The 25,806-nt window shown below is 72.1% G+C and carries 19 protein-coding genes and 1 pseudogene; 11 read left to right on the top strand and 9 right to left on the bottom strand.

Features of this window, described 5'->3' with window-relative positions; all coding sequences use genetic code 11:
- Window positions 1-26: 26 nt before the first annotated feature.
- Together ACIOWN_RS16225 and ACIOWN_RS16230 are read right to left on the bottom strand one after the other, a co-directional pair.
- A complete protein-coding gene (locus tag ACIOWN_RS16225; RefSeq protein WP_362345619.1) occupies window positions 27-1,943 on the bottom strand; it encodes an MFS transporter in 1,917 nt (638 codons plus the stop codon).
- Window positions 1,944-2,107: 164 nt separating this feature from the next.
- A complete protein-coding gene (locus tag ACIOWN_RS16230) occupies window positions 2,108-4,618 on the bottom strand; it encodes a D-alanyl-D-alanine carboxypeptidase (RefSeq protein ID WP_401982543.1) in 2,511 nt (836 codons plus the stop codon).
- Window positions 4,619-4,878: 260 nt separating this feature from the next.
- Between ACIOWN_RS16230 and ACIOWN_RS16235 the strand changes: the two genes are divergently transcribed.
- The 3 genes from ACIOWN_RS16235 (at window position 4,879) to ACIOWN_RS16245 (ending at window position 7,167) form a co-directional block, all read left to right on the top strand.
- Window positions 4,879-5,607 carry a GPP34 family phosphoprotein gene (locus ACIOWN_RS16235; protein WP_362345623.1) on the top strand — a complete coding sequence of 243 codons (729 nt, stop codon included), beginning with the start codon at window positions 4,879-4,881 and terminating at the stop codon, window positions 5,605-5,607.
- Window positions 5,608-5,934: 327 nt separating this feature from the next.
- Window positions 5,935-6,792: a helix-turn-helix domain-containing protein gene (locus ACIOWN_RS16240; RefSeq protein ID WP_401982545.1), complete on the top strand. Its 858-nt coding sequence runs from the start codon at window positions 5,935-5,937 to the stop codon at window positions 6,790-6,792.
- A gap of 183 nt (window positions 6,793-6,975) precedes the next feature.
- Window positions 6,976-7,167: a DUF397 domain-containing protein gene (locus tag ACIOWN_RS16245; RefSeq protein WP_362345625.1), complete on the top strand. Its 192-nt coding sequence runs from the start codon at window positions 6,976-6,978 to the stop codon at window positions 7,165-7,167.
- Between the two features lie 258 nt (window positions 7,168-7,425).
- Here the strand turns inward: ACIOWN_RS16245 and ACIOWN_RS16250 are convergent, their stop codons facing one another.
- A complete protein-coding gene (locus ACIOWN_RS16250) occupies window positions 7,426-8,547 on the bottom strand; it encodes an ADP-ribosylglycohydrolase family protein (RefSeq protein WP_362345627.1) in 1,122 nt (373 codons plus the stop codon).
- Window positions 8,548-8,718: 171 nt separating this feature from the next.
- Here ACIOWN_RS16250 and ACIOWN_RS16255 point away from each other — a divergent pair.
- Window positions 8,719-9,114: pseudogene (locus tag ACIOWN_RS16255) on the top strand (zinc ribbon domain-containing protein); the annotation flags it as partial.
- Window positions 9,115-9,239: 125 nt separating this feature from the next.
- Here the strand turns inward: ACIOWN_RS16255 and ACIOWN_RS16260 are convergent.
- The gene (locus ACIOWN_RS16260) at window positions 9,240-9,674 is read right to left on the bottom strand and encodes an ATP-binding protein (protein ID WP_401982547.1); all 435 of its coding nucleotides are present in this window, start codon (window positions 9,672-9,674) and stop codon (window positions 9,240-9,242) included.
- Window positions 9,675-9,787: 113 nt separating this feature from the next.
- Between ACIOWN_RS16260 and ACIOWN_RS16265 the strand changes: the two genes are divergently transcribed.
- Both ACIOWN_RS16265 and ACIOWN_RS16270 read left to right on the top strand, forming a co-directional pair.
- A complete protein-coding gene (locus ACIOWN_RS16265) occupies window positions 9,788-10,600 on the top strand; it encodes a helix-turn-helix domain-containing protein (protein ID WP_401982548.1) in 813 nt (270 codons plus the stop codon).
- Window positions 10,597-10,794, top strand: a complete 198-nt coding sequence (locus tag ACIOWN_RS16270) for a DUF397 domain-containing protein (RefSeq protein ID WP_362345633.1) — start codon at window positions 10,597-10,599, stop codon at window positions 10,792-10,794. The genes ACIOWN_RS16265 and ACIOWN_RS16270 overlap by 4 nt, the downstream gene beginning before the upstream one ends.
- Here the strand turns inward: ACIOWN_RS16270 and ACIOWN_RS16275 are convergent.
- Both ACIOWN_RS16275 and ACIOWN_RS16280 read right to left on the bottom strand, forming a co-directional pair.
- Entirely contained in the window at window positions 10,787-11,359 is a 573-nt protein-coding gene (locus ACIOWN_RS16275) for a hypothetical protein (protein ID WP_401982549.1), read from the bottom strand. The two genes, ACIOWN_RS16270 and ACIOWN_RS16275, sit on opposite strands and share 8 nt — an antisense overlap.
- Before the next feature lie 79 nt (window positions 11,360-11,438).
- A complete protein-coding gene (locus tag ACIOWN_RS16280) occupies window positions 11,439-14,024 on the bottom strand; it encodes a bifunctional FO biosynthesis protein CofGH (protein ID WP_362345637.1) in 2,586 nt (861 codons plus the stop codon).
- A 98-nt stretch (window positions 14,025-14,122) separates the two neighbouring features.
- On the opposite strand from ACIOWN_RS16280, the gene ACIOWN_RS16285 reads away from it, so the two are divergent.
- From ACIOWN_RS16285 to ACIOWN_RS16295, 3 genes are all read left to right on the top strand, one after another.
- Window positions 14,123-15,595 carry a CehA/McbA family metallohydrolase gene (locus tag ACIOWN_RS16285; protein WP_401982551.1) on the top strand — a complete coding sequence of 491 codons (1,473 nt, stop codon included), beginning with the start codon at window positions 14,123-14,125 and terminating at the stop codon, window positions 15,593-15,595.
- Window positions 15,596-15,775: 180 nt separating this feature from the next.
- Complete coding sequence (locus ACIOWN_RS16290; RefSeq protein WP_401982552.1) at window positions 15,776-18,721, top strand: BTAD domain-containing putative transcriptional regulator; 2,946 nt, start codon at window positions 15,776-15,778, stop codon at window positions 18,719-18,721.
- Between the two features lie 235 nt (window positions 18,722-18,956).
- Window positions 18,957-19,145 (top strand): hypothetical protein, encoded by a 189-nt coding sequence (locus tag ACIOWN_RS16295; RefSeq protein WP_362345641.1) that lies wholly within the window; start codon window positions 18,957-18,959, stop codon window positions 19,143-19,145.
- Window positions 19,146-19,408: 263 nt separating this feature from the next.
- On the opposite strand, the gene ACIOWN_RS16300 is transcribed toward ACIOWN_RS16295, so the two are convergent.
- Window positions 19,409-21,724 carry a serine/threonine-protein kinase gene (locus ACIOWN_RS16300; protein WP_362345643.1) on the bottom strand — a complete coding sequence of 772 codons (2,316 nt, stop codon included), beginning with the start codon at window positions 21,722-21,724 and terminating at the stop codon, window positions 19,409-19,411.
- A gap of 212 nt (window positions 21,725-21,936) precedes the next feature.
- Window positions 21,937-22,662, bottom strand: a complete 726-nt coding sequence (locus ACIOWN_RS16305; protein ID WP_362345645.1) for a VOC family protein — start codon at window positions 22,660-22,662, stop codon at window positions 21,937-21,939.
- Between the two features lie 134 nt (window positions 22,663-22,796).
- Between ACIOWN_RS16305 and ACIOWN_RS16310 the strand changes: the two genes are divergently transcribed.
- Window positions 22,797-23,429, top strand: coding sequence for a TetR family transcriptional regulator (locus ACIOWN_RS16310; RefSeq protein ID WP_100568931.1), 633 nt, complete (start codon window positions 22,797-22,799; stop codon window positions 23,427-23,429).
- A gap of 307 nt (window positions 23,430-23,736) precedes the next feature.
- Here the strand turns inward: ACIOWN_RS16310 and ACIOWN_RS16315 are convergent, their stop codons facing one another.
- Window positions 23,737-24,408, bottom strand: a complete 672-nt coding sequence (locus tag ACIOWN_RS16315) for a hypothetical protein (RefSeq protein WP_362345647.1) — start codon at window positions 24,406-24,408, stop codon at window positions 23,737-23,739.
- 171 nt (window positions 24,409-24,579) lie between these two features.
- On the opposite strand from ACIOWN_RS16315, the gene ACIOWN_RS16320 reads away from it, so the two are divergent.
- Window positions 24,580-25,788, top strand: coding sequence for a HupE/UreJ family protein (locus ACIOWN_RS16320; RefSeq protein ID WP_401982553.1), 1,209 nt, complete (start codon window positions 24,580-24,582; stop codon window positions 25,786-25,788).
- Window positions 25,789-25,806: the final 18 nt, after the last annotated feature.

The raw sequence follows: 25,806 nt of genomic DNA on the forward strand, positions 1-25,806 counted from the left end.
GCCGTGGCTCCCGGGCCGGCGGACGGTCACTTCTTCAGCTCGTCCGGGCACGGAGTGCCGCGCGGGAGCTGGTACGGCGCCGCCAGCCGGTACGTGCCCGGCTTCGGCGCGAGCAGCACGGTCCACTTGTCGCCCTCGGTGTCCTGCTCCGTCTCCATGAGGCAGCCGTTGACGTTGTCGTACGTCTTCGGCTCGCCCTCGGCGCGGTGCTTGGAGACGTCGGTCTCCTGGGGCGCCTTGAGGCTCTTGCCCTGGTCGTCGACGAGGCTCAGCCAGGGCGAGTACGGAATGCGGACGAGGATGCGGCCCGCCTTGCGCACCTGGAGGGTCATCTCGCCCTGCTCGGCCCGTTCGACGACCGCGTCGGGCTCGGCGAGCGGCGCCGGGTCGGTGACCTTGAACAGCTGCCAGTTGGCGTCGCCCCAGATCTGCTTCAGGTACGGCATGCCCTCCTGCACCAGCGCGCGTTCACGCTCGCCGCCGTTGCCGTCGACCTCGCCCTTGGGCAGCACCACGTAGTGCACCGCCCACCGCTGCAACCAGTCGTGGTAGTTCGCCGAGTTGAGCGTGTCGTCGTAGAAGAGCGGGTTGCGCTGCATGTCGGCCTGGCGGTTCCAGCCGCGGGCCAGGTTGACGTAGGGCGCCAGCGCGGAGGCCTCGCGGTGGGAGCGGGCGGGGACCACCTCGACGCGGCCCTTCTCCGCGCCGGCCCGCTGCAACTGGTTGACCAGGGGGGCCAGCTCACGCGCCCAGGAGGCGGCGGGGGTGGTGTTGACGGTGTCGTCGACCGACTTGAACCCTATCCAGCCGACGAAGCCGACGACGGCCACCACGATCGTGTACCAGGTGCGCGAGCGCGGGACCGCGAACGGCAGCGCCGCCACCAGCACCACCCCCGCGAACAGCATGGCCAGCCGGGTGATGTTGGAGCCGATCTGGGAGCTGATCAGCCAGACCATGACGACCGCCAGGCCGTACACAGCGGACGTGATCCGGACCGTCTTCCAGTCCCGGGGGACGAGGACGACGGCGAGCACGGCGTAGATCAGCGGCAGGATCACCGAGGCGAACGCCATCGGCTGGGTGCCGGAGAAGGGGAACAGCCAGGCCGACACGGCCACCACCGCGGCCGGGGCCAGGCCGAGCGCCCAGAAGCCCGGGCGGCGCTTCTGGAAGAACAGCGCGACCGCGATCAGGCCCACGAACAGGCCCGCCACGGGCGAGGACATGGTGGCGAGCGCGGCCAGCGGGGCCGCGACCAGCGCCTTCGCCCAGCGTTTGAAGCGCCAGCGGTGCGGCCAGCAGAACACCGCCGCGACCGCGCCCAGCGCGAACATGGTTCCCAGGCCGTAGGTCACCCGGCCCGACACGGCGTTGCACAGCAGCCCGAAGACGCCGGTCAGCGCGGCCCACAGGGGGTTCCTGACCGAGCGGCTGCGGATGAGGACCAGCATCAGCAGACCCGCCGAGACGGTGCCCGCGATCATCATGGTCGTACGGACGCCGAGGAGGGACATCAGGTACGGCGACACCACGCTGTACGACACCGGGTGCATGCCGCCGTACCAGGCGAGGTTGTACGCGGAGTCGGGGTGCCGGCCGACGAACTCGGCCCAGGCGTCCTGCGCCGCGAGGTCGCCGCCGCTGTTGGCGAGCGTGAAGAACCAGACGACGTGCAGCAGGCCCGCCAGGGCGGTGACGGACAGCACGGGGTGCCGCAGCATCCGCTCCCGGACCGCCATGACCGCGACCCGGACACGGGACCCTCCGCCGTCCCGTTCCCCGTCCCGGCCGCCTCCAGGACCGCCCACCCGACCGTCCGCCGGGCCGTCCTGCCGACGGTGGCCGTCGTTCGTGTCCGTCGCCGACGCGCCTATTCGTGGTCCGTCCCCCGGGCGGCCCGGATCGGCGTCGTCGGCGCGTGTCGGATCCGCTGTGGCCACCTGACGGCTCTCCCCGTGTCCTGTTCCCTGTTCGCGGCCGCGTCCCGCGACCGGCGACGTGTCCGTTTCGTGACGCTAGCACGCACCCCGCCGGGCCAGCTCCCTGGTGGGGCTGCCCGACGGGGTGGGCGGGGGCGGCGACGGCCGCCGGGACGACGCGGCGATCAGCCGACGCGGGTCAGCTTGGCCGCGAAGCCCGGCTCGGCGAGATCGTCCTGAAGGGCCACGGGCACCTGTACGGCGCTCTCCGCGCCCTCACCGACGGCGAGCATGCCCACCTCCGTGCCGGCCTTCGCGGTGTGCGGCAGCGCGTCCTTGGTGGTGAGGGACAGCTTCAGCCGCAGGCCGCCCCAGCCGACCGCGGTGACGTCCTTGGTGACGACGACCGGGGTGTGGCCCCCGAGCTGGTCGTCGATGTACCCGACGACGTCACCCCTCTTCAGGATCTTCGCCGAGGTCGGCACGTCCTTCGCGGCGAGCAGAGCGGTCTTGCTGACCGCGTTGACCGTGTCGAGGATCGACGGCTTGTGCTGGCCGAGGATCGCGCCGACGATGGTCACCGTCCGGCCACCGACCTCCTTGCGGGCGGCGAAGAGCAGGTTGCCGCCGGCCGCGGTGGTGGAGCCGGTCTTGATGCCGATCGCGCCGATGATGTACGGCAGCTGGTTGAAGTTGGTCCAGTTCTTCCCGGACGGGTCCGTCCAGCTCGCCGCGCTGGTGATGGCCACCATGGCCGGGATCCTCATGGCCGCGTTGCCGAGCTTCACCTGGTCCTCGGCGGTGGAGACGGTGGTCTTGTTCAGGCCCGAGGGGTCGGTGTACGTCGTGTTGGACATTCCGAGTTCCTTGGCGGTGGCGTTCATCTTCTTGACGAACTCCGCCTCGGAGCCGGCGTCCCAGCGGGCCAGCAGGCGCGCGATGTTGTTCGCGGAGGGGATCATGACGGCGGACAGGGCCTGCTTCTCGGTGAGGAAGCTGCCGGCCTTGACGTTGTCGAGCGTGGACTCGCCGTCCTTGCTGTACCCGGCCTCCTTCTCGGCCGTCGGGTCGACCTCGATCTTCGGGCCTTCCTCGTCGGCCTTCAGCGGGTGCTCGCGCAGGATGATGTACGCGGTCATGGTCTTGGCGACCGAGCCGATGGGGACCGGCTTCTGCTCGCCGAAGTGGTCCATCGTGCCGACGCCGTCGACGTCCATCCAGCCCTGGCCCTCGTCCGGCCAGGGCAGCTTCACCGGGTCGCCGTCGAAGGTGTAGGTGTCCTCGGCGGTCAGCGCGAGGCTGGTTTCCGGCAGCGGGCGCACGGACTGCGCGACCGCAAAGACGATCAGCAGGAGGATGACCAGCGGGGTCCAGATCTTGACGCGGCGCACCGTGGTGCGCAGCGGGGTCTCCGGGGGCGGCGGAGTGTTCGTGAGCTCGGCCAGCAGGTCCAGCGGCGGCTTGGGCGGCAGCGGCTGCTGGGTGGTGCGCTCGGGGCCGAGCTGCGGGGCGGCGGCCGTGGGGGCCGCGGGCGCGGGCTTGGGCGCGGACGCCGGCGACTGCGGGGGCGCGGGCGTGGGCGTGGGCGGCTTCGGGAGCTGCGGCTTGCGGGCCGGCGGGGTGTCGAGCGGCTTGAGCGCGACGAACTTGCTGGTCCGCTCCGCCTCGGCCTCGGGGGCCTGCTTCTTGGCACCGCCCAGCTTGAGCATGGTGGTGGGCTGGTCGACCTGGGGCTTGGCGGCACCGCCGAGCTTCAGCATGGTGGTGGGCTGGTCCACGGGCGGCTTCTCACCCGGTCCCGCGTCGCCCTCGGACGCCTTGTCGCCCTCGGCACGCTTGCCGTCGCCGGAGGGCCTGCCGTCGCCGTCGCTCTCGTCGCCGTCCCGGTCGTCGTCACCGGCCTTGGAGGCGTCGTCCTCGGCACGCTCGCCGTCGCCGTCCTCGGACGCCTCGGCGCCGTCCTCGGGCTCGGCCACGGCCCTGGCACGCTCGGGCGCCTCGGACGCGGTCCCAGTCTCGGCTTCGGACTCGGCATCGGCATCGGCACGCTCGCCGTCGTCGCCGTCCCGGTCGTCGCCGTCGGAGGTGTCGGCGTCCTCCGCGTCGGAAGCGTCCGCCGCGGCCTCGTCGGCGCCCCGGCGCTCAGCCCCGTCCTTGCCGCGCGCGGCGCCCTCGGGCTCCCCCGCGTCGCTCTCGGGCCCGGCCCCGGCCTTCGCGGGCTCGGGGTCGTCGGCGTCGTCGGAGTCGTCGGCGTCCTCCTCGGCCTCCGCAGCCTCCGCGTCCTTCCCGTCCGCGTCGGAGTCCACCCACTCGGCCACCGCCGCACGCAGGCGTGTGTCCCCCGCCCCGTCGGTCTCGTCGCCGTCGGCGGCGGCCTCGGTGTCACCGGCGTCGTCGACGTCGTCGACGTCGTCGACGTCGGGCTCCGTCTTCGAAGACGACTCCGTCTTCGGATCCGTCTCCGGCTTCGTCTTCACATCCCGTACCGAAAGCACCCGAGTGGCCGTGTCGACCCCGCCGCGCCCCTCGGAACCGCCGGACGCGCCGGACGCGCCGGCCTCGTCCGACTCCCCGGTCAACGCGAGGCGCGGGTCGCCCGCCTCTTTCCTGGACTCGGGAACCGAGTCCGCGCTCCCCGACGTCGTTCGTGCCGACGACTCGCGCTGCTTCGACCTGTCGGGGGACTCGCCCGCCACCGATGCCTCCTCATGTGCCGCACGCCCAACGTGCCGCTACCGAACCGTGAATCACGATCTGAACCGCCACCCGGACGACGCGGCCTAACCCTTGGCCGTACCGCTGTCCGAACCATGTACCAGTGTCCTGTGTACGGGCCAAACCCACGCGGTAGACGAGAACGACATAGCTACCGGTTCCCTTACGAACCGGTCACGCACCCTCGACAGACCAATGTGAGAGGGGTCACCCTGTCTTTCATCCACGCGGGGAGGCATGGATGGGCAGGAGCCGCAGAACACTTCCGGAGGAGCTTCTGCTGCTGGCACTGGACCCGGCCACGGGTACCACTGCACAGCCGCAGTCGCTCGACCTGGGTCTGGCCGGAGCGCAGCTAGTGGAGCTGGCGCTGGCCGGACGGATAGCCCCAGACGGGGATCGTATCGCCGTGGTGGCGCCACGGCCGACAGGAGATCCAACTCTGGACTGCGCGTTGGAGTTGCTGCGAAGGCGCGGCGCTCCGGTTCGCGCCGTCCACTGGATCGGCGGGCCGCGTCTCGGGCTCCGCCAGACGTATCTCTCGCATCTGGAGCGGTGCGGCATGGTGCATGCCGTGGCCGGCCAGATGTGCGGGGTGCTGCCGACAACTCGCTACCAGGCGACGGACACCGAGATCAGCCGGGAGATCAGGGCCCGGCTGGACTCCGCGATCCGCACCGGCGTACCGCCGGACCCGCGGACCGCGGCGCTCGCCGCGCTGGCGCACGCGGTCGGCCTCGGCAAGCACCTGTACCCCGGCAACGAGGGACGGTCGTCACGGTCCCGGCTCAGGGACCTGATCCGGCACGACCCCATGGGCGGTCTCGTGGCGCACGCCGTGATGGACGTCCAGAACGGCGTGGGAGCGCAGCCGCGCCGCGGGGCGGGCGCCAGGCCCGCGCCGGAACCCGCTCGTGGCGTACCGATGCAGCCACGCCGCGGCTCCATGGCCCGTGCCGTGGCCCACTGAGCCGCACGGCACAGCGCCACGCAGCACAGCGCCACACCGCACGACGCAGCACCGCACGACGCAGCACCGCAGAGCGACAACGCCGCACCGCAGTCCCCGTCCCGGAACGACGGTCCGGGAGCAGCAGGTTCGACGGGAGCGGCGGGACCGTACACCTCGTACGCGTTCCGCCGCCCTCGCGGCCACGTCCGGGTGCGAAGGGCGTTGCCGAACTGACGTGTACTCGCTGCATATCCGGCGTTTTCCAGCGGTAGTAAGCACCTTGGTGGCAATCTGCTCAGCAGCAGATACGCAAAGTAGAGGCATGCGGCCGGAGGTGCACGTCCCGTGGCGTCCAATGTCAATCCCACTGTCAGGCGACGCCGACTCGGCCAGGAGTTGCGCAAGCTGCGCGAGAACAAGGGCCTGACGGCCGAGGAGGTGGCCGAGAGGCTGCTGGTGTCGCAGTCGAAGATCAGCCGCCTGGAGAACGGCCGGCGCAGCATCAGCCAGCGTGACGTCCGCGATCTGTGCGGGGTCTACGAGGTGGAGGACCACCGGATCGTCGACTCGCTGATGCAGATGGCCAAGGACTCGCGCCAGCAGGGCTGGTGGCACTCCTTCGGCGACATCCCCTACAGCGTCTACATCGGCCTGGAGACGGACGCGGCGAGCCTGCGGATCTACGACCCCCAGGTCGTTCCCGGGCTGCTTCAGACCCGCCAGTACGCGGAGGCACTCATCGCGGGCGCCCTGCCGGAGACGGCGCCCGCCGACATCGAGAAGCGGGTGCAGGTCAGAATGCGCCGGCAGGAACGAATCTCCGCCGCCGAGAACCCGTTGCGGCTGTGGACGGTCCTGGACGAGGCCGCCCTGCGCCGGGTCGTCGGCAGCCCGGCCCTGATGCGGGAGCAGTTGGAGCACCTGGTCGAGCAGACCCGGCTGCCGCACGTGACCGTGCAGGTCATCCCCTTCGAGATGGGCGCGCACCCGGGCCTCAACGGACAGTACGCGATCCTGGAGTTCCCGGACACGGCGGACTCCAGCGTGGTCTACATCGAGGGCGTCACCAGCGACCTGTACCTGGAGAAGGCGAACGACGTCCAGAAGTACAGCGTGATGTACGAGCACCTGCGGGCGCAGGCGCTGAACGTGGAGCAGTCACGGCAGTTCATCGCGAATATCGCCAAGGAGCACACGCATTGAGTGCCGCAACTTGAAGGTGCCGCACGGTACACCTTCACCAGGCCAACGCGGAAGACTCCATTGGAATATGCCATCCGTAAGGATGAATAGTCCCTTCGGACTCGGAGTGCGGCGGGTAGCGTCGATCACGCCATCGAGCAACAACGGTGGCGCAATCCACTCCACTCGCAATCCGGAGCAGAAATGGCAATTCGTCAGGGCGTCACGGAGACGTGGACCAAGTCCTCGTACTCCACGGGCAACGGCGCGTGCGTCGAGGTCAAGTCACCGGTGGCCGCGGCCATGGCGGTCCGGGACTCCAAGGTCTCCTCGGGACCGGTGCTCGGCTTCCGCGCCGACGCGTGGAACACGTTCGTGACGTCGCTCAAGGCTTGAGAAGACGACCACACGACAACCGCAACAAGCACGCTGATGAGCCCTCTCGACGAGTTCGCCGTCCTTGCCGAGGGGGCTCCGCTTGTGCCCGCGAACATCTTTGCCCGCTCTTGACCTGACGCTTGCTTGTCGTGCCCACGCCACTGAACGCGGCGCTCACCAGCTGGGCGGCAGGCCTGCTGGCCTTCTGGTCGGCTCCCGCGGGCGCGGGCGACGACGTGGTGGGGAAGCAGCCGTAGCACCGCGCGGCCCGTGCGGCTACCGGGTCCCGCGCGGATAGCGTGCCAGCCACGCCGGGGAGGATCCGGTGGGCCCGTGCAGCGCGGGTCCCTGGGTCATCTCCATCGCGAAGTCGTCCGCCAGGACCAGCAGAGTGGGACGGCCCTCCAGCTCGGCCAGCCAGGCCGGCGGGAGGGCCGTCTCTCCGTACAGGGCGCCGAGCAGCCCGCCGGTGAGCGCACCGGCCGCACCGGAGGACCCGCTGTGGTTCACCGCCAGGCACAGCCCATGGCGTACGTCCTCGCTCACCAGCGCGCAGTAGACGGCCACGGCGAGCAGCCCCGCCGCCGTCCCCTGCCCCGCCAGTTCCTCCACCCGGTCCGGGGTCGGCATGCCCTGCCGTACCGCGCCCAGCGCGTGCTGCAGGGCATCCGACACCGGCTGGTGTCCGTGGCGTGCGGCGAGCAGCGCCAGCGACTTCTGCACGGCGCCGTCGAGGTCGTCGCCACGGGCGAGGGCGTGCACGATCACGGCGTAGGCGCCGGCGGCGAGGCAGGCGGTGGGGTGCCCGTGCGTCTGCGCCGCGCACTCGACGGCGAGCTGCGTGACGAGCTGCGGCTCCCAGCCGACGAGAAGCCCGAAGGGCGCCGACCTGGCGACCGCCTCCGGACCGGCCTCGGCGGGGTTCTTGGGCGCCTCCAGGGTGCCCATGGTGTCGTCGCCGAACCCGATCAGCAGCGGCCTGCTCGGACCGCGCCGGGCGTACAACCACTCCTCGCGGGCCAGCCAGCCGTCCTCCTCGCGCCGCTCGTCCGGCCCCCAGTCCCGCTGGGTGGCGGCCCAGCGCAGATACGCGCGGTGCAGATCGGTGGGCGGGTGCCAGGCCCCGGTGTCGCGGCGGACCTGCGCCCGGATGAGCCCGTCGACGGAGAACAGGGTGAGCTGCGTGACGTGCGTGACGGCGCCGCGGCGGCCGTGGGCGGGCACGAGATCCCGGAGCCCCTCGGGTCCGTGGGCCTCCCTGATCGCTCCGAGAGCGAGGCAGTCCACCGGCGCCCCAAGCGCGTCCCCCAGGGCCACCCCGAGCAGCGTCCCCCGCACCCGACTCCGGAAGTCCTGCTGCTCGCCACGCCCCCAGAGCCCCCCGGACGTCGCACCCACGCTGAGACCTCCCCGGCAGTTACCCGTCCGTACGCCCAACAGTTCAGCACAGTAATCGAACACGAACGGTCAGTTGGGGAGACAGAAAGGTGGGAAATTCGTGATGGGCGCGGTCCAGAAAGATCGTTCTCAGCCGTACCAGGTCACGTTGCAGACGTAGACGCACTCGTGGCGGGCAAGTGGGCGAAGAAGGTGGTGCGCGACCATGACGTGATCGCGGTGGAGGACTTCCGCCCGAAGTTCCTAGCCAGGACGTCGATGGCCCGCAAGGCGGCGGACGCCGCGATCGGCGCCACCAAGCAGGCCCTGATCGAGATGGGCCGCAAGCACGGGCGGGACGTACGTCTGGTGCATCCCGCGCACAGCACCATGGACTGCGGATCGTGTGGAGCGAGAACCAAGCACGCACTGCCGCTGTCCGAACGCACCTACACCTGCACCGCGTGCGGAGCCTTCTCCCCCCGGGACAAGAACTCCGCCCGCGTGATGCTCGTCCGGGCAGGTCTGAACCCGGCCGGTGTCGAGGGCGCAAGACCTCCTGGAGCGCTGCTCCAGGAGGCGGCCTGAGCCGGGAATCCCCTCCCCTTCGAGGGAGGGGAGCAGTCAATCAGCCGGGTGATCGACGGGGGGCGGTGGGGGCGGGTTCGGTTCTTTCCCCGGTTCTTTGGTCTTTTGCGTCGGGCGCCGCCGGGTCACCGATCGCCGCGACGCGGTGCGAGTTCGGCCCAGACCGTCTTGCCCTGGGCGGGTGCCTCGGTGACGCCCCAGCGGTCGGCGAGCGCGGCCACGAGCAGCAGGCCCCGCCCTGACTCCGCGTCCGCCGCCACCGGGTCCGCGATCCTCGGGAGCCGGTCACCGCGCGCGTCGGTCACCTCGATGCGGAGGGTGCCATCCCCGTGCAGCTTCAGTGCCAACCGGAAGTCCCGTCCCCTGACGCGCCCGTGAAACGCCGCGTTCGCCGCCAGCTCCGCCACGATCTGGACCGCGTCCGCCAAGCCCACCCCCCAGTCGTCCAGTTGGCGTTCCGCCAGCAGGCGGGCCAGGCGCGCGCCTCTGCGCGTCGCGGAGAGCTGCACGGCGAAACGGGCCGACGGAGCAGCGATCGATAGGGGGAATTTCTTACTCATGTCACCCAGAGTCGTCATCCATCCCTACGCTGAACAGCCATCACCACGGTACGCAACGTGACTGTACGTACGCAGGGCGGAGTCGTCCGGCCCGTACGTCGGGAGGGGATGACATGGAGGACGAAGAGGCCGAGGCCGTACTCAGGACGGTCGGCCGGCAGATCAAGATGTGGCGCGAGGCCGCCGGGCTCAAGCAGGGCGAACTCGGCGCCGCCATCGGGTACGGCGACGAGATGGTCTCCTCCGTCGAACGCGGACGCCGCATCCCCAAGCCCGACTTCCTCGACAAGGCCGACGAGGTGCTCGGCGCGGGCGGGAAGCTGTCCGTGATGAAGGCGGACGTGGAGCGGGCCCGGTACCCCAAGAAGGTAAGGGACTTGGCCAAGTTGGAGGGCGAGGCCGTCGAGTTGGGGACCTACGACAATCAGCAGATCCACGGCCTGTTGCAGACTCCGGCGTATGCCCAAGCGCTGTATGCGATGCGCCGCCCCGCGTACACGGAGGACGAGATCGAGCGTCACGTCGCCGCGCGCATGGCACGCAAGGCCGTGTTCGAGCGAGTGCCCCGGCCGCTCATCACCTTTGTCCAGGAGGAGGTGACGCTACGGCGGCCGATCGGCGGCAGAATGGTCCTGCGACAGCAACTCGAACGCCTTCTGGAAATGGGACAGTTGCGGCACGTCTCGGTCCAGGTGATGCCCACGGACCGTGAGGACCACGCGGGCATGGCGGGACCGCTGCGGCTCCTGAAGCTCCGGGACGGCAAGACGCTGGGGCACTGGGAGGCCCAGTTGCACAGCCGGGTGATCAGCGACCCGAGAGAGGCCCAGATCCTCGACATGCGCTATGGAATGATCCGTGCGCAGGCCCTCTCGCCTCGGGAGTCGCTGTCCTTCATCGAGAAGATTCTGGGAGAAGAGACATGACCACCACGCTCAACTGGTTCAAGAGCAGCTACAGCAGCAACGACGGCCCTGATTGCGTCGAGGTCGCCATAGCCACCGCCGCCACCCCCTCCCCCACCACCGTCCACGTCCGTGACACAAAGGACCGGGACGGTGCGCGGCTCGCGTTCGGGGGTGCGTCCTGGAGCGCGTTCCTCGACGGTGTCGCTAGTTGACGACCTCGACCCTCGTCCCCTTCTCCGCGAAGGTCCACAGGGCCGTGCCGTCGGGCTTGCCCATGCGGATGCCGCCCGTCTTGGCGCCGGCGGCGGCCGGTGGGGGTGAGGCGCCGTCCACGGCGTTGCTGAAGGCGATGAAGACGCCGGACTTGCCGGCGAAGTACATGATGTGCTCGATCTGGACGCCGTCCGAGCCGGTGGTCGAGGGGACGCGCTGGGAGATCACGTAGGCGCCCGGGTCGGGGCTCACCGTGCCCGGCCAGACCGGGAAGGTGCGGGTGGGTTTGTCGCTCTCGTCGACCAGCCACACCCGCTTCTGGGCGAGGGCGTAGACGATCCGGTGGCCCACGCCCGAGTCGGCCGGGACGGCCGGCGGGGCCGCGGGCTTGGGCTTGGGTTTGGCGGAGGGGCTCGCGCTCGCCGAGGACACGGGTCGGTGGTCGGCGGTCGGGGCCGTGGGGTGGGCACCCTGGTCGGCCTTCGCCGCCAGTACGGCCACCGCCGCGACCGCGCCCACGGTCAGGCCGCTGACCCAGGCCCACGAAGGTATTCGGGCCGCCATCGGCACGCATCTCCTCGGTGCTACTCGACCCCTCCGACGGGGGTCGGATCATCGTACTGCGAGCTGTGTCTGCCTCGGTTCAGTCCAGGACCGGCAGCAGGTCCGGGAGGTGGCCGTCCGACGCGGCCGCGGCCCGCCGCCGTTCCTCCGGGACCTCGCCGTAGAGCGTGGTCCTCGGCTTCGCCGGGCGTCCGGCCGCCGCCGCCACCGCCACCAGGTCCTTGACGGACTTGTAGGAGCCGTAGGAGGAGCCGGCCATGCGGGAGATCGTCTCCTCCATCAGCGTGCCGCCGAGGTCGTTCGCGCCGGAGCGGAGCATTTCGGCGGCGCCGGCCTCGCCGAGCTTCACCCAGCTCGTCTGGATGTTGGGGATCCAGGGGTGCAGCAGGAGGCGTGCCATCGCCGTCACCGCGCGGTTGTCGCGTACGGAGGGGCCGGGCCTGGCGATGCCCGCCAGGTACACCGGGGCGTTGGTGTGGATGAAGGGGAGCGTCACGAACTCGGTGAAGCCGCCGGTCCGTTGCTGGATGCGGGCCAGGGTGCGCAGGTGGCCGAGCCAGTGGCGGGGTTGGTCCACGTGGCCGTACATCATCGTCGACGAGGAGCGGATGCCCAGTTCGTGGGCGGTCGTCACGACCTCGATCCAGGTGGCGGTGGGCAGCTTGCCCTTGGTCAGGATCCAGCGGACCTCGTCGTCGAGGATCTCGGCCGCCGTGCCGGGGATGCTGTCCAGGCCCGCCGCCCTGGCCTCGGTCAGCCACTCGCGGATGGACAGGCCGGTGCGGGTGGCGCCGTTGACGACCTCCATCGGGGAGAAGGCGTGCACGTGCATGCCGGGGACGCGTCCCTTCACCGCGCGCGCGATGTCGAAGTAGGCCGTGCCCGGCAGGTCGGGGTGGATGCCGCCCTGCATGCAGACCTCCACCGCGCCGACGTCCCAGGCCTGCTGGGCCCGGTCGGCGACCTGGTCGAGGGACAGGGTGTAGGCGTCCGCGTCGGTGCGGCGCTGGGCGAAGGCGCAGAAGCGGCAGCCGGTGTAGCAGACGTTGGTGAAGTTGATGTTCCGCGTGACGATGTACGTGACGTCCTCGCCCACCACGGACTTGCGGACGTCGTCCGCGATCCGGCACAGCGCGTCCAGGGCCGGGCCGTCCGCGTGCAGCAGTGCCAGGGCCTCGTCGTCGGTGAGCCTCGTCGGGTCGTCGGCGGCCGTGCGCAGGGCCTGCCGTACGTCGGTGTCGACGCGTTCCGGGGCCATGCCGGGGGCGGCCGCCTCACGCAGGGCGCCCCAGTCGCCGTACACCTCGTCGAAGTCGCCGCGGCGGTCGGCGGTGCGGCCGTCGGTGTCGATGGTGCGGTGCAGGTCGGTGCGGCCGGTGGCGGTGAAGGCCTCGTCGGGCTCCTGCCAGGGGCGGCCCTCGGCGACCGCGTCCGGGCGGGCCAGGCCCGTGGCGGGGTCGGCCAGGGCGCGGACGTGCGGCAGCAGCCGCGGGTCGAGCCAGGGTTCGCCGCGGGTGACGAACTCCGGGTACACGCAGAGCCGTTCGCGCAGTTCGAAGCCCGCCGCGGCCGACTTCTCGGCGAGCTGCTCGATCCGGGGCCAGGGGCGTTCGGGGTTGACGTGGTCGATGGTGAGCGGGGAGACGCCGCCCCAGTCGTCGATACCGGCGCCGATGAGCCGTTCGTACTCGGCGTCGACCAGGTTGGGCGGGGCCTGGAGGCAGGCGGAGGGGCCCATGATGTGCCGGGCGACGGCCACCGTGGCGACCAGTTCGTCGAGTTCGGCGTCGGGCATGCCGCGCATGGCCGTGTCCGGTTTTGCGCGGAAGTTCTGGATGATCAGTTCCTGGATGCCGTGGTGGGCGCGGGCGACCTTGCGCAGGGCGAACAGGGACTGCGCGCGTTCCTCGTACGTCTCGCCGATGCCGATCAGGATCCCGGAGGTGAAGGGGACGGAGGTACGGCCGGCGTCCTCAAGGACCCGCAGTCGCACGGCCGGTTCCTTGTCCGGGGAGCCGTGGTGGGGGCCGCCCGGCTCGGACCACAGCCGGCGCGCGGTCGTCTCCAGCATCATGCCCATCGAGGGGGCGACGGGCTTGAGGCGCTGGAAGTCCGTCCAGGTCATGACGCCCGGGTTGAGGTGCGGCAGCAGGCCGGTCTCCTCCAGGACGCGGATGGAGACGGCGCGTACGTAGGCGATGGTGTCGTCGTAGCCGTGCGCGTCGAGCCACTCGCGCGCTTCCGGCCAGCGGTCCTCCGGCTTGTCGCCGAGGGTGATCAGGGCTTCCTTGCAGCCGAGTTCGGCGCCTCGGCGGGCGATGTCGAGGACCTCGTCGGGGGACATGAACATCCCGTGCCCGGCGCGGCGCAGCTTGCCCGGCACGGTGACGAACGTGCAGTAGTGGCACTTGTCGCGGCACAGCCGGGTGAGCGGGACGAAGACGCTCTTGGAGTAGGTGATGACGCCGGGACGGCCGGCGGCCTCCAGACCGGCGTCCCGCACCCGGGCCGCGGAGGCGGCGAGGTCCCGGAGGTGCTCGCCCCGCGCCTGGAGCAGCACCGCCGCCTCGGCGACGTCGAGCGCGACCCCGTCCCGGGCACGTTTGAGCGCACGACGCAGCGAGTTCTCGGTGGGGCCGGTTCCGGAGAGCACGGAAGTCGTCATCCTCCGAGGATACGGTCGCGGTCACCAGGGCCGATCAAGGAAGGACCGGCCGGTGGTGCCGGTGGTCCGGCCGCGGACCCGGACGGCGCACTCCCGTCGTGACGGCCGCCTCCGTGGCGCCTACGTTGGGAAGCGTGACCTTCGCGAGGGGCGCGGACGGCGGGCGGGTGACCCGGACGATCCGGGGGACGCTGGCGCCGGGTGCGGCCGACTACGTGTACGTTCCCGTCGACGTTCCGGACGGGGTGCGGGAGATCAAGGTCTCGTACACCTACGACAGGCCGGCCGTTCCCGCGGGCACTCCCGGCAACGCGCTGGACATCGGCATCTTCGACCAGCGTGGCATCGAGCCGGGCGGCGAGGGCTTCCGCGGCTGGTCGGGCGGGGCGCGTACGGAGTTCTTCGTCCGCGCGGACGACGCGACACCCGGGTACGTCGCGGGGCCGGTCGGTGCCGGTGTCTGGCACATCGTGCTCGGGCCCTACACGGTCGCCCCGCGGGGCCTGTCGTACGCGCTCGACGTCACCCTGACCCACGGCGCCCCGGGCACGGCCGTACCGCCCGTGTACCCGCCGCAGTGGGCCAGGGGGCGGGGGCGGGCCTGGTACCGGGGGGACTGCCACCTGCACTCCTGGTACTCCGACGGGCGCCGCACCCCCGGCGAGATCGCCGCGCGGGCCAGGGCGGCCGGCCTCGACTTCATCAACAGCTCGGACCACAACACCCATGCCTCGCACGCGCACTGGGCCGACCACGCGGGCGACGACCTGCTGATCATGCTGGGCGAGGAGGTGACGACGAGGAACGGCCACGTCCTCGCCCTCGGCACCGACCCGGGCACCTTCGTCGACTGGCGCTACCGGGCGCGGGAGGGCCGCTTCGGCCGCTTCGCCCGCGAGATCCGCCGCGCGGGCGGCCTGGTCGTGCCCGCCCACCCGCACGCCGGCTGCGTCGGCTGCGCCTGGAAGTTCGGCTTCGGCGAGGCGGACGCGGTGGAGGTGTGGAACGGCCCCTTCACCCCGGACGACGAGATGGCGGTGGCCGCGTGGGACGCCACGCTCGTGGCGGCGGCACGAGAGGACCGGCGCTGGCTGCCCGCGATGGGCAGCAGCGACGCGCACCGGCCGCCGGACTCCGTGGGCCTGCCCCAGACTGTCGTCCTGGCCGACGACCTCACCAGGGAGGCCGTCCAGGACGGCATCCGCGCGGGCCGCTCGTACGTCGCCGAGTCCCGGCGCGTGTCGCTCGCCCTCACCGCGACGGGGGCCGGGGGCGAGCGGGCGGGCATCGGGGAACGGCTGCGGGTGGCCCCGGACACCCCGGTGACGGTCCGCCTCGAGGCCTCCGGCGTACCGCGCTGCACGGTCCGTCTCGTGACCGACCAGGGGGTGCTCCTCACCAGCGACCCGTTCCCCGTGTCGGGCACGGGGGCCGTCGAGTGGCGCACGACCCCGGCGTACGCGGCGTACGTACGGGCCGAGGTGCGCCACGAGACGGCGGTGGGGCCGCTGCCCGGCGTGATGGCGGCGCTGACGAACCCGGTCTTTCTGGGCACGGGCGGACACGTCTGACCCGCGGGCGGCGCCCGCTCGCCCGGCCGTCGGGGCCAAGAGGTGCGGAGAGGATGTGTGGGCCTTGTGTCGTGGGATGTGCGGGGCTGTGATCGCCGTCTCGGGAGCTGACGCATCTGCCGTGAACAAGGCAAACTGGCTCTGCTTGTTGACGGTTCGACAGGGGGCCAGGGGGCAGCGATGGAAGGTGTACCGCGAGTGCCTGAGCAGCGGTGTCCCGAGCAATCGGCGACGCTGCGCTTCAGCGTGCTCGGTCCGGTGCGCGCCTGGCGCGGAGAGCAGCCTCTGCCCACCGGCTCCCCGCAGCAACGCGCCCTGCTGGCGGCACTGCTGCTGCGCGAGGGGCGCACCGCGACCGCGTCCGAGCTGATCGACGCGCTGTGGGGCGAGGAGCCGCCGTCGCAGGCGCTGGCGGCGGTGCGGACGTACGCCTCCCGGCTGCGCAAGGCGCTCGACCCCGGGGTGCTGGTCAGCGAGTCCGGCGGATACGCCGTGCGCGGGGCGGGCGAGGGCGCGCTGGACCTGGCCGAGGCGCAGGAGCTCGCGGGCCGCGCCGACAAGGCCCGGTCGGCCGGGGACCTGTGCCAGGCGCGCGAGCTGCTGCGGCGGGCGCTCGCCCTGTGGGACGGGGAGCCGCTGGCCGGGGTGCCCGGTCCCTACGCGGAGGCGCAGCGGGTGCGCCTGGAGGAATGGCGCCTGCAACTCCTGGAGTCCTGCCTGGACATGGACCTGGAACAGGGCTGCCACGCGGAGGCCGTCTCGGAGCTGACGGCGCTGACGGCGGCCCACCCGCTGCGGGAACGGCTGCGCGAGCTGCTGATGCTGGCGCTGTACCGCAGCGGCCGGCAGGCGGAGGCGCTGGCGGTGTACGCCGACACCAGACGCCTCCTGGCCGACGAGCTGGGCGTGGACCCCCGACCGGAACTGCGTGAACTGCAACAGCGCATCCTCCAGGCCGACCCGGCTCTCGCCGAGCCGTCCTCGCCGGTGGCCGAACCGGCGGTGGTCGCCGTACGCCCCGCGCAACTCCCCGCGACCGTCCCGGACTTCACGGGCCGCAGCTCCTTCGTGGCCGAGCTGGGCGAGGTGCTGGCCTCGGCCGACGGGCGCGTGATGGCCGTGTCGGCGGTGGCCGGGATCGGCGGCGTGGGCAAGACGACGCTCGCCGTCCACGTGGCCCACCAGGCGCGGGCCGCCTTCCCGGACGGCCAGTTGTACGTGGACCTCCAGGGCGCCGGTGCCAGAGCGGCCGAGCCGGAGACCGTCCTCGGCTCCTTCCTGCGCGCCCTCGGCACGGCGGACTCCGCGATCCCGGACTCCCTGGAGGAACGCGCGGCCCTGTACCGCTCGGTGCTCGACGGCCGCCGCGTCCTGGTCCTGCTGGACAACGCGCGGGACGCGGCCCAGATCAGACCGCTGCTGCCGGGGACGGAGGGCTGCGCGGCCCTGATCACGTCCCGGGTGCGGATGGTGGGCCTGGCGGGCGCGCACCTGGTGGACCTGGACGTGATGAGCCCCGACGAGGCACTGTCCCTGTTCACGAGGATCGTGGGCGAGGAGCGGGTGGCGGGCGAGCGCGAGGCGGCCCTCGACGTGGTCGCCGCCTGCGGTTTCCTGCCCCTGGCCATCCGTATCGCGGCGTCCCGGCTGGCGGCGCGCAGGACCTGGACGGTCTCGGTCCTGGCGGCGAAACTCGGCGACGAGCGGCGCCGGTTGGACGAGCTCCAGGCGGGCGACCTGGCGGTGAAGGCGACGTTCGAGCTGGGCTACGGGCAGTTGGAGCCCGCGCAGGCCCGCGCGTTCCGGCTCCTGGGACTGGCCGACGGCCCGGACATGTCCCTGGACGCGGCGGCCGCCGTACTGGACCTGCCGGCGGACGACACCGAAGACCTGCTGGAGTCCCTGGTCGACACCTCGCTCCTGGAGTCGGCGGCCCCCGGCCGCTACCGCTTCCACGACCTGGTCCGCCTCTACGCCCGCGCCTGCGCGGAACGCGACGAACACCCGCCGGGCGAGCGCGCGGCCGCGATGTCGCGGCTGCTGGACTTCTACCTGGCGACGGCGGCGGGCGTCTACGCGATCGAACGCCCGGGCGACCGGCTGGTGGACCACCTCCAGCCGACGGAGTACGCCGGGCTCCGGTTCCCGGACCGTCACAGCGCCCGGGACTGGCTGTACCGCGAGGCGAACTGCCTCCTCGCCACCGCGCGCCGACCCGCGGACCTGCCGTCGATGCTGCGGCGGTCCATCGACCTGCTCTGGGCGGCGCTCGACATCTCCGAGTCGGGGGCGAACTCCAGGGAGTACGAGGCCACGGCGAAGGCACTGCTCGACGAGGCCCGACGGCTCGGCTCGGCCCAGGCCGAGGCCCGGGCGCTGATGACGCTGGCCCACGCCCATGTCGACGGCGGCCGCTTCGAGATGGCGGACCAGGAGGCGGAGCTGGTGATCCGTCTCGCCCGGCAAACCGACGACCTCCTGCCCGTCTGCTGGGCCCGCAACGCGCGCGGCATCATCGCGCTGTACCAGAGCCGCAACGCGGACGGGGAGGAGCACCTCTCCGAGGCCATCCAGCTCTTCCGGATGCTGGGCGACCGCCCCGGCGAGGCCAGCGCGCTGTGCAACCTCTCCCGCATCCACCTGGCGACCGGCCGGACGGAGAGCGCGGTCGCCCTGGCCCAGCAGGGCATCGACGTCTACGACGCCATGGGCAACTCGATGCGCGGCGCGAACGGCCGCTACGCCCTGGGCATGGCGCTCACCCAGAGCGGCCGGGTCGACAGCGCCGCGGACCGGCTCCTGGAGGCCCTGGACGTCTTCCGCGACAGCCGGCAGCGGCTGTGGGAGGGAATGACCCTCTTCCGCCTGGCGGAGGTGGACATCGCCGCACAGCGCCCCGCACAGGCCGCCGCCAACGCCGAGATGGCCCTGACGGTGCTGCGCGGCATCGGCGGTGAGTGGAGGCGCGGCAACGTGCTCACCGTGCTCGGCCACGCCCTCACCCGCATCGGGCAGACGGACCGCGCCCGGGCGTGCTGGCGGGAAGCCCTGCGCATCTACGAGGAATCGGGCTCGCCCGAGGCGGCCGCCGTACGCGAACTGCTGACTCCTGTGCAGGCGGCGTGAGGCCCGCCCGGAGCGTCCGCGGGCCCGTTCATCGTTCGTTTATCGCCACGGGCCATTCTCAAGTCAGTCGATCCTTCGCGTCGGGGGGCAGAGGGGTCGGCTGCGGGGGGAACGGGGGATCTCGCACTGGCGAACCAGTGTGGGCGGCCCAGGAGAGCCCACCCGGTCACCCTCGGGGGAGTGACCGGGCGGGCTTCGCCGGACCATCGACGAACACACCGAGTGGAGCAAGGACATGAGCGACAAGCCGGTCATCAAGCCCCAGGACATGCACGCCACCGGCACGACGAACGCCGAGGCCGCGGCCGAGGCCGCCCAGTCCGCGGGCGACGACGTGACCACGCAGGACATGCACGCAACCGGCGAGCCCGTCACGACGAAGGACATGCACGCCACGTCGGAGCCGTTCAAGCCGACGAAGTAGGCCCCAGCACACGGGGATCGGCCGCGGTGGCACCGAGGGGGAGCCGCCGCGGCCGACGTGTGTCCGGGGGCGGGTCGGCGGTCACCCGGTCGGCGCAGTGGCGGCTCGGTGTGACTCGCGTGGCGGCGGTGCCGCACGCGGAGTAGCGTCGTGTGTGCCGGTGGTGACCGAGAGCGCCGTCGGCCAGGACCGACGGCCGTCGTCCGAGCGCCCCTTCCGCGCATCCCGTACGGCGGCCGTCACCCGCGACTCCCCGGCGCGGTTCAGGTGGTGCGGGCGGTGCCCGTCCCCTTCTCCGCGTCCAGGGCGTACACGCAGCGGTCCTTGCTGCACGCGTACACGACCCCGTCCCGGACCACCGGGGAGCCGGTGATCTCGCCGCCGGTGGCGAGCTTCCAGCGCAGCCGGCCGTCGTCGGCCTTGAGCGTGTACAGCAGGTGGTCGGTGGAGCCGAAGTGGATACGGCCCTCGGCGACCGCCGGGGCACCGACGATCTCGCCGCCCGCCTGGAAGCGCCACTTGGGCGTTCCGGTGACGGCGTCCAGGGTGTACAGGCCCCGGCCGCTGCCGACGTGGACGTGCCCGGCGGCGACCAGGACCGGGGCGACGGAGGCGCGGGACTCGGTGGCGATGCGCCAGCGGTCGCGGCCGTCGGTGGCGTCGAGGGCGTAGACGGTGCCGAGGTAGTCGGCGAGGTAGACGCCGCCGCCGCTCACCGCCGGGCCCGGCGCGAAGGCCGGCGGGCAGAGGAAGACCGCGGGCGCCTCGAAGTGCCAGCGGACATGGCCGCTCGCCACGTCCACGGCGAGCACGCGGGTGCCGGCGCAGACGTAGACGTAGCCGTCCGGGGCCGGGGTGACGCGCACCGGCACTCCGCCGCAGGAGGCCGCGTCGCCGATCGGGTAGGACCAGCGCTCCTCGCCCGTGCGGGCCTCCAGGGCGCGCAGGCGGGCGTCCTGCCAGACGTACACCGTGCCGTCGTGGACGACGGGGCCCGCCTCGGGGGACTCGAAGTCGGTCTGGCAGCCGGCGATCTCCCACAGCTTCTGGCCGCCCGCGGCCTCCCAGGCCTGGACGCCCCCGCCGCGGGTGCCGGTGACGACCGTCCCGCGGTCGGCCTTGAGGGAGTACACCCAGGCGTCGGTCTGAACCCGCCACAGGTCGGTGCCCTCGCGGGCGTCCAGGGCGAACAGGGCGGGCCCGTCGGAGGCGTGCACCCGGCCGTCGGCGACCGCCATGGACCAGGCCACGTCGCGGGTCTTGAAGCGGCGGCGGCCGGTGGCCACGTCCAGGGCGTGCACCTCGAAGGAGGTGACGTAGACGAGGTCGTCGGCGACGGACGGGGTGCCCCAGACGTCGTTGGACATGCGGAAGCGCCACGGGCGCCAGCCGGCCGGGGTCTCCGGCGGCACGGCCGGTACGGCGGGGTCGGCGCCGTTGACGCCCGGGTGCGGCCTGGACCAGGTGGCGGCCAGGCCGGCCTCGGGCGGGGGCGCCTTGACGGCGGCGGCACGGGCGTCGGCGACGCGCGGACCAGGGCCGATCGGCACCTGGGCGCCGGCCAGCCGCACGGGACCGGAGTCGGGGACGCCCACCGGCGCGGGTCCGGCCTGGGCCGGGACGGCGGGGCTGTGCGAGGGCGGGGGCGGTACGGCGACGCGCGGGGCGGGCGGCAGGGCCAGTCGGCCGCCGCGGCGGGACTCGATGAGGCCGACCGCCGGCTCGGGCAGCCAGGCGGAGGCCGTACCGCTGTCGTCGGAGCCGGAGCCGAACAGATGGGGCGCGAGCTGGGCCTGGAGGTCGGCCGGCTTGGGCCGGGCGGTGGCCTCCATCTGCATGCAGGAGTCGATCAGCGGACGCAGCTCGTCCGGAAGTCCCTCCAGGTCGGGGCCCTCGCGCAGCAGCATGAAGACCGTCTCGACGGGGTTGGCGCCATGGAAGGGCGGATGCCCGGTGGCGGCGAACACCAGCATCGAGCCGAGCGAGAAGACGTCGCTGGCGCCGGTGACGCTGCGCGAGTCCTTGGCCTGCTCCGGGGACATGTACGCGGGCGTGCCGACGGCGACGTTCGTCATGGTCAGCCGGGTGTTGGAGACCCCGGAGGCGATTCCGAAGTCGATCACGCGCGGCCCGTCCTCGACGACGAGGACGTTCGACGGCTTCAGGTCGCGGTGGACGAGCCCGGCGCCGTGGATGGACTGGAGCGCCTCGGCGACGCCCGCCGCCAGCCAGCGCACCGCCTGGGCCGGGAGCGGACCGCACTCGGTCACTATCTCCTCCAGGGAGGGCGCCGGGACGTAGGCGGTGGCCAGCCACGGCACGGCGGCGCGCGGGTCGGCGTCGACGACCGCGGCCGTGTAGAAGCCGGAGACCGCCCGCGCGGCCTCCACCTCACGCGTGAAGCGGACCCGGAAGAGCTGGTCCTCGGCCAGCTCGGTCCTGACCGTCTTGATCGCCACGCGCCGGCCGGACGCCGAGCGCGCGAGATAGACCAGCCCCATGCCGCCGGCACCCAGCCGTCCCAGCACCTCGAACGGCCCGATCCGCCGCGGGTCGTGCTGCGTCAGCTGATCCACCACTTGCCTGCCACCTCCCCGTACGAGCCGCGCCACCCACATATGTACGCGACCGAAGTGCAGCGTCTCACCACCGCACCGCCGTGGCGGCACGCACCCTGATTCTTCCTGTCCGGCGCACAGGTTGCGAACCCGGCGACACATCGGGATGTCACGCCGCAAAACCCCCTCTTCCCGGTCGGGGGGCGGATTTCACCTCTCCGATCGCCGCTCCCTCACCTCTCCAGGAGGGCGAAGGACGCCCCCTGATTGTCGGCGACGACGGCGACGGTTCCGTACGACGTCCCGAAGGGCGGCACCTGCACCCGCCCGCCGAGCCGGACGACCGTGCCGAGGGCGGCCTCCAGTTCCGCGACCCGGAAGTGGACGAGGAAGTGCGGCGGCATCTCGGCCGGGAAGACGTCGGAGACGGCGGCCCGGCCGAATTCGGGCTCGGCGCCCGGCCCGAACAGGGCGTCGTGGAACAGCCCGCCGTAGAAGACGTTGGCGGTCTCGGTGTCGCGGGCGTAGAGCTGGGCCCAGACGAAGGTGCCCGGCTCGTGGCGCCTGCCGAAGCCCTGGTGGCTGTCGGGCTGCCACAGCCCGAAGACGGCGCCCTCGGGATCGGCGGCGAGTGCGGCCAGGCCCAGGCCGTCGACCCGGGCGGGCGGGATCACGATCTGCCCGCCGCCGGCCCGGATCCGCTCGGCCAGCGCCCGGACGTCCGGGGTCGCGAAGTACACGGTCCAGACGGTGGGCATACGACCGTCCGTCTTCGGCGAGAGCGCGGCGACGGGCTCCCCGTGCAGCCGGGCCGGTACGGACGCTCCGTACGTCTCCTCCGCGAAGCTCCACCCGAAGAGCTCACCGTAGAACCGCTTCCCCGCCTCGACGTCGGGAAGCTGCGCGTCCACCCAGCAGGGGACGCCCTCTGTGCTCGCGGATGCCCTGTTTTCGGCCATGTCGCCAAAGTAGCCGGGTCACGCGCAGCCCGCAGACCAGGCACACCAGCCTCTCCGAGCTCATGCACCCCATTTGCAGTCGGCCGAATCGCGCTCCGATCACTGCTCGGTAAGCTGACGACATGACAGGACAAGTGCGTACCGTCGACGGCCGCGTGGCCGGTCGACGTGGGCAGGCGACCCGGCAGAAGCTGCTCGACTGCCTCAGCGAGATGCTCAGCTCCTCCCCCTACCGGGACGTCAAGGTCATCGATGTCGCCAGGAAGGCGGGGACTTCGCCCGCGACCTTCTATCAGTACTTCCCCGATGTCGAGGGCGCTGTTCTGGAGATCGCCGAGCAAATGGCCGCCGAGGGCGCCGGATTGGCCGAGCTACTCGAAGGCCGGTCGTGGGCCGGGAAGGCCGGCTGGCAGACGGCGCAGGAACTCGTGGACGGGTTTCTCGAGTTCTGGCGCCACAACGACGCCATTCTGCGCGTGATCGATCTCGGTGCCGCCGAGGGCGACAAGCGCTTTTACAAGATCCGTTCGAAGATCCTGAACTCCGTGAACAACTCCCTGGCGGAATCTGTCACCGAACTCCAGTCCAAGGGCCGGGTCGACAAGGATGTGAATCCGGCCGCGATCGCCGGTTCGCTGGTCGCGATGCTCGCGGCGGTCGCCTCCCACCAGAAGGGCTTCGCCCCGGGGGTGAAGCAGGCCGAACTGAGGCCGAACCTGGCGCTCCTGGTTCACCTGGGCGTCACCGGCAAGAAGCCGACGCGATAGCCCGCACACCGGCCTCGGACTCCGTCCGGGCCCCAAGTCCTGTCAGGCAGGCGGCGGTCCACCCGGGTGGACCGCCGCCTGCTGCCATGTGCGGGGAGAAACCAGAGAGGTCCTAGTGCCGCGGCAGGCGACGTTTGCCCGTGAAGGAGCGGCGTCCGGTGCGTGCTCTCGGCGTGCCGGCCGGAAGTCCTCGTACTGGACGTACTTGGGCTTTCGGCCGGTGCGGCGAGTGGGGGTCCCCCCTGCTCGAAGAGCTCGGGGGAGCGTGCCGAGCGTCGCGACGGGGCGAACGTTGCCTGTCGGGGCACTAGAGACGGTCGAGCCAGATCACGATGCCCGTCAGGTCGTGGAGGACGGCCGCGACGCCCGCCCGGACGGCGGCGGCGCAGCGCGCGGCGGTGAACGACTCCGGATCGTAGGTCGAGGACATGCCGAGCCCCTCGCCCCGGAACGACGCACCGGACCAGTCGACCGCCGTGACGTTGTGGGTGGGTTCGGCCAGCTCCGCGCCGACGACGAGGAACTGCTGCGACAGATGGCTCGCGGTGACCACGGCGAGCGGGTCGACGAGATCGTTGCCCGCGCCGACGACCAGGTCCGGGCCCATGCCGATGGCCCTGTCGACGGCGGGAACGAGGTCGTGGGGGCCTTCGGAGGTCACCGTCCTGAGGTCGACGTGCTCGCTCGCGGCCCAGTCCTTCACCGCCGACACCAGGGCCCTGGTCGGACGGTCGTCGCCCGCGGTGAGCAGCACCACGCGGTAGCCCTTCGGCGGGTGCACACCCTTCCAGGAACCGGGCCGCGGCGTGACCGTGGCCTCCGGGGTGGGCGGGGCGGAGGGGTCGGTGAACCCCGCGCCGAGCATGCCCACGGCGGTGGGCTTCGCGTGCGGCTGTGACCAGTCGTCGCCGGAGCCGCATCCGGTGACCAGCGCGGCGGCCGCGGCCAGCGTGGCAACGGCCCGAAGCGGGGAGCGCAAGGCGATCGTCCTCCGGGTGATGGTGGGTGCGCCGCCATCCTGCTATCCGCGACCGCCGCGGGTCGCCCCCGCGAGGGCCGATGCGGGGCTTGTTTCTCAACGGTTCGCCGACGGGCCGGAGTTTGTTCACCGATGACATGCACCGTGCACGGGAAACCCCAAGGAGCCACCATGTCATCACGGGTTCGCCGCGCCCTCGTCGGAATCACCGCGGCAGTGATCGCCTTCCTGGGCCTCGGGCAACCGGCCTCGGCCCATGGATTCTCGTCCGTCGTGTACGTCCACATCGCGGGCGGCGACGGCGGCCGCGTGCGCACGGTGCTGGAGCTGGAGTACGACCTCTTCGTCGTGTCCGCCGCCGACGCCGAGCACGACGACCCGCTCTTCCGGGCCGGCACCGCCGCCTTCGAGGCCGAGGACGCCCGGGCACAGGCCGCGGCGCTCGAGTCGCACGCCGACTCGGCCGTCACGTACGTCACCGAGCGCTTCTCGGTCGGCGCCGGCGGCAAGGCCTGCACGCCGTCGCGGGCCGGCGACGTCACGGTGGGCCGGCGGGAGGGCGTCCCGTACGCCTCCCTGCCGCTGGAGTGGGCCTGCCCCGCCAAGGACGGCGACCGCGAGGTGCGCAGCACGCTCTTCCCCGACTCCGAGGGCTACGTCCGCGGCACCAGGACGATCGCCACCTACGACCTCACCGGTCTCTCCGGCAGCGCCGCGCTCGACGCCGGCCATCCGTCCTTCTCGATCAGTCAGTCGTGGTACGAGCGGTTCTGGGAGTTCTTCCGCCTGGGCGCCGAGCACCTGCTGACCGGAGTCGACCACGTCCTGTTCCTGCTGGCGCTCATCGCCGGCTCCCGCCGCCTGCGCGAGATCGTGCTCGCGGCCACGGGTTTCACCCTGGCCCACTCGGTGACGTTCCTGCTCGCCGCCCTCGGCCTGGTGGAGGCGCCGGAGCGGATCGTGGAGCCCGTCATCGCGCTGTCGATCGCCGTCGTCGCCGGCTGGCACCTGCTGCGGCTCCGGCGGCACGACGACGTGGCCACCCTCGCCAATCCCGCGGAACAGGGCCCGTTGGGCCTGGACCGGGCCGGATGGCTGCGCCTCGGGGTCGTGTTCTGCTTCGGCCTCGTGCACGGCCTGGGGTTCGCGGGCGCCCTCGGGATCGACGAGCCGTGGTCGTGGACCCTGCTGTGGTCCCTGCTGGTGTTCAACGTCGGTATCGAAGCAGTGCAGTTGGGGATCATCGTGCTCGTCTTCCCGCTCCTCGCGCTGCTGCGCCACCGTGCGCCGAGGGCGGGAATGTGGGCGACCGGCGCACTGTGCGCGGGGGTGGCCGCCATGGGTTCGGTGTGGTTCGTGCAGCGGGTGCTCGAAGGCTGAGAACAGCGCAGGTCTAGC

Origin of the sequence: Streptomyces sp. NPDC087787 (assembly GCF_044743035.1) — a bacterium.
Lineage (GTDB): Bacteria > Actinomycetota > Actinomycetes > Streptomycetales > Streptomycetaceae > Streptomyces.

Excerpts from the sequence above, each read along its gene's own strand:
- ACIOWN_RS16235 (WP_362345623.1), top strand. The coding sequence starts at position 4,879 with ATGGGCAGGAGCCGCAGAACACTTCCGGAGGAGCTTCTGCTGCTGGCA.
- ACIOWN_RS16245 (WP_362345625.1), top strand. The coding sequence starts at position 6,976 with ATGGCAATTCGTCAGGGCGTCACGGAGACGTGGACCAAGTCCTCGTAC.
- ACIOWN_RS16260 (WP_401982547.1), bottom strand. The coding sequence starts at position 9,674 with ATGAGTAAGAAATTCCCCCTATCGATCGCTGCTCCGTCGGCCCGTTTC.
- ACIOWN_RS16265 (WP_401982548.1), top strand. The coding sequence starts at position 9,788 with ATGGAGGACGAAGAGGCCGAGGCCGTACTCAGGACGGTCGGCCGGCAG.
- ACIOWN_RS16270 (WP_362345633.1), top strand. The coding sequence starts at position 10,597 with ATGACCACCACGCTCAACTGGTTCAAGAGCAGCTACAGCAGCAACGAC.
- ACIOWN_RS16275 (WP_401982549.1), bottom strand. The coding sequence starts at position 11,359 with ATGGCGGCCCGAATACCTTCGTGGGCCTGGGTCAGCGGCCTGACCGTG.
- ACIOWN_RS16280 (WP_362345637.1), bottom strand. The coding sequence starts at position 14,024 with ATGACGACTTCCGTGCTCTCCGGAACCGGCCCCACCGAGAACTCGCTG.
- ACIOWN_RS16290 (WP_401982552.1), top strand. The coding sequence starts at position 15,776 with ATGGAAGGTGTACCGCGAGTGCCTGAGCAGCGGTGTCCCGAGCAATCG.
- ACIOWN_RS16295 (WP_362345641.1), top strand. The coding sequence starts at position 18,957 with ATGAGCGACAAGCCGGTCATCAAGCCCCAGGACATGCACGCCACCGGC.
- ACIOWN_RS16305 (WP_362345645.1), bottom strand. The coding sequence starts at position 22,662 with ATGGCCGAAAACAGGGCATCCGCGAGCACAGAGGGCGTCCCCTGCTGG.
- ACIOWN_RS16320 (WP_401982553.1), top strand. The coding sequence starts at position 24,580 with ATGTCATCACGGGTTCGCCGCGCCCTCGTCGGAATCACCGCGGCAGTG.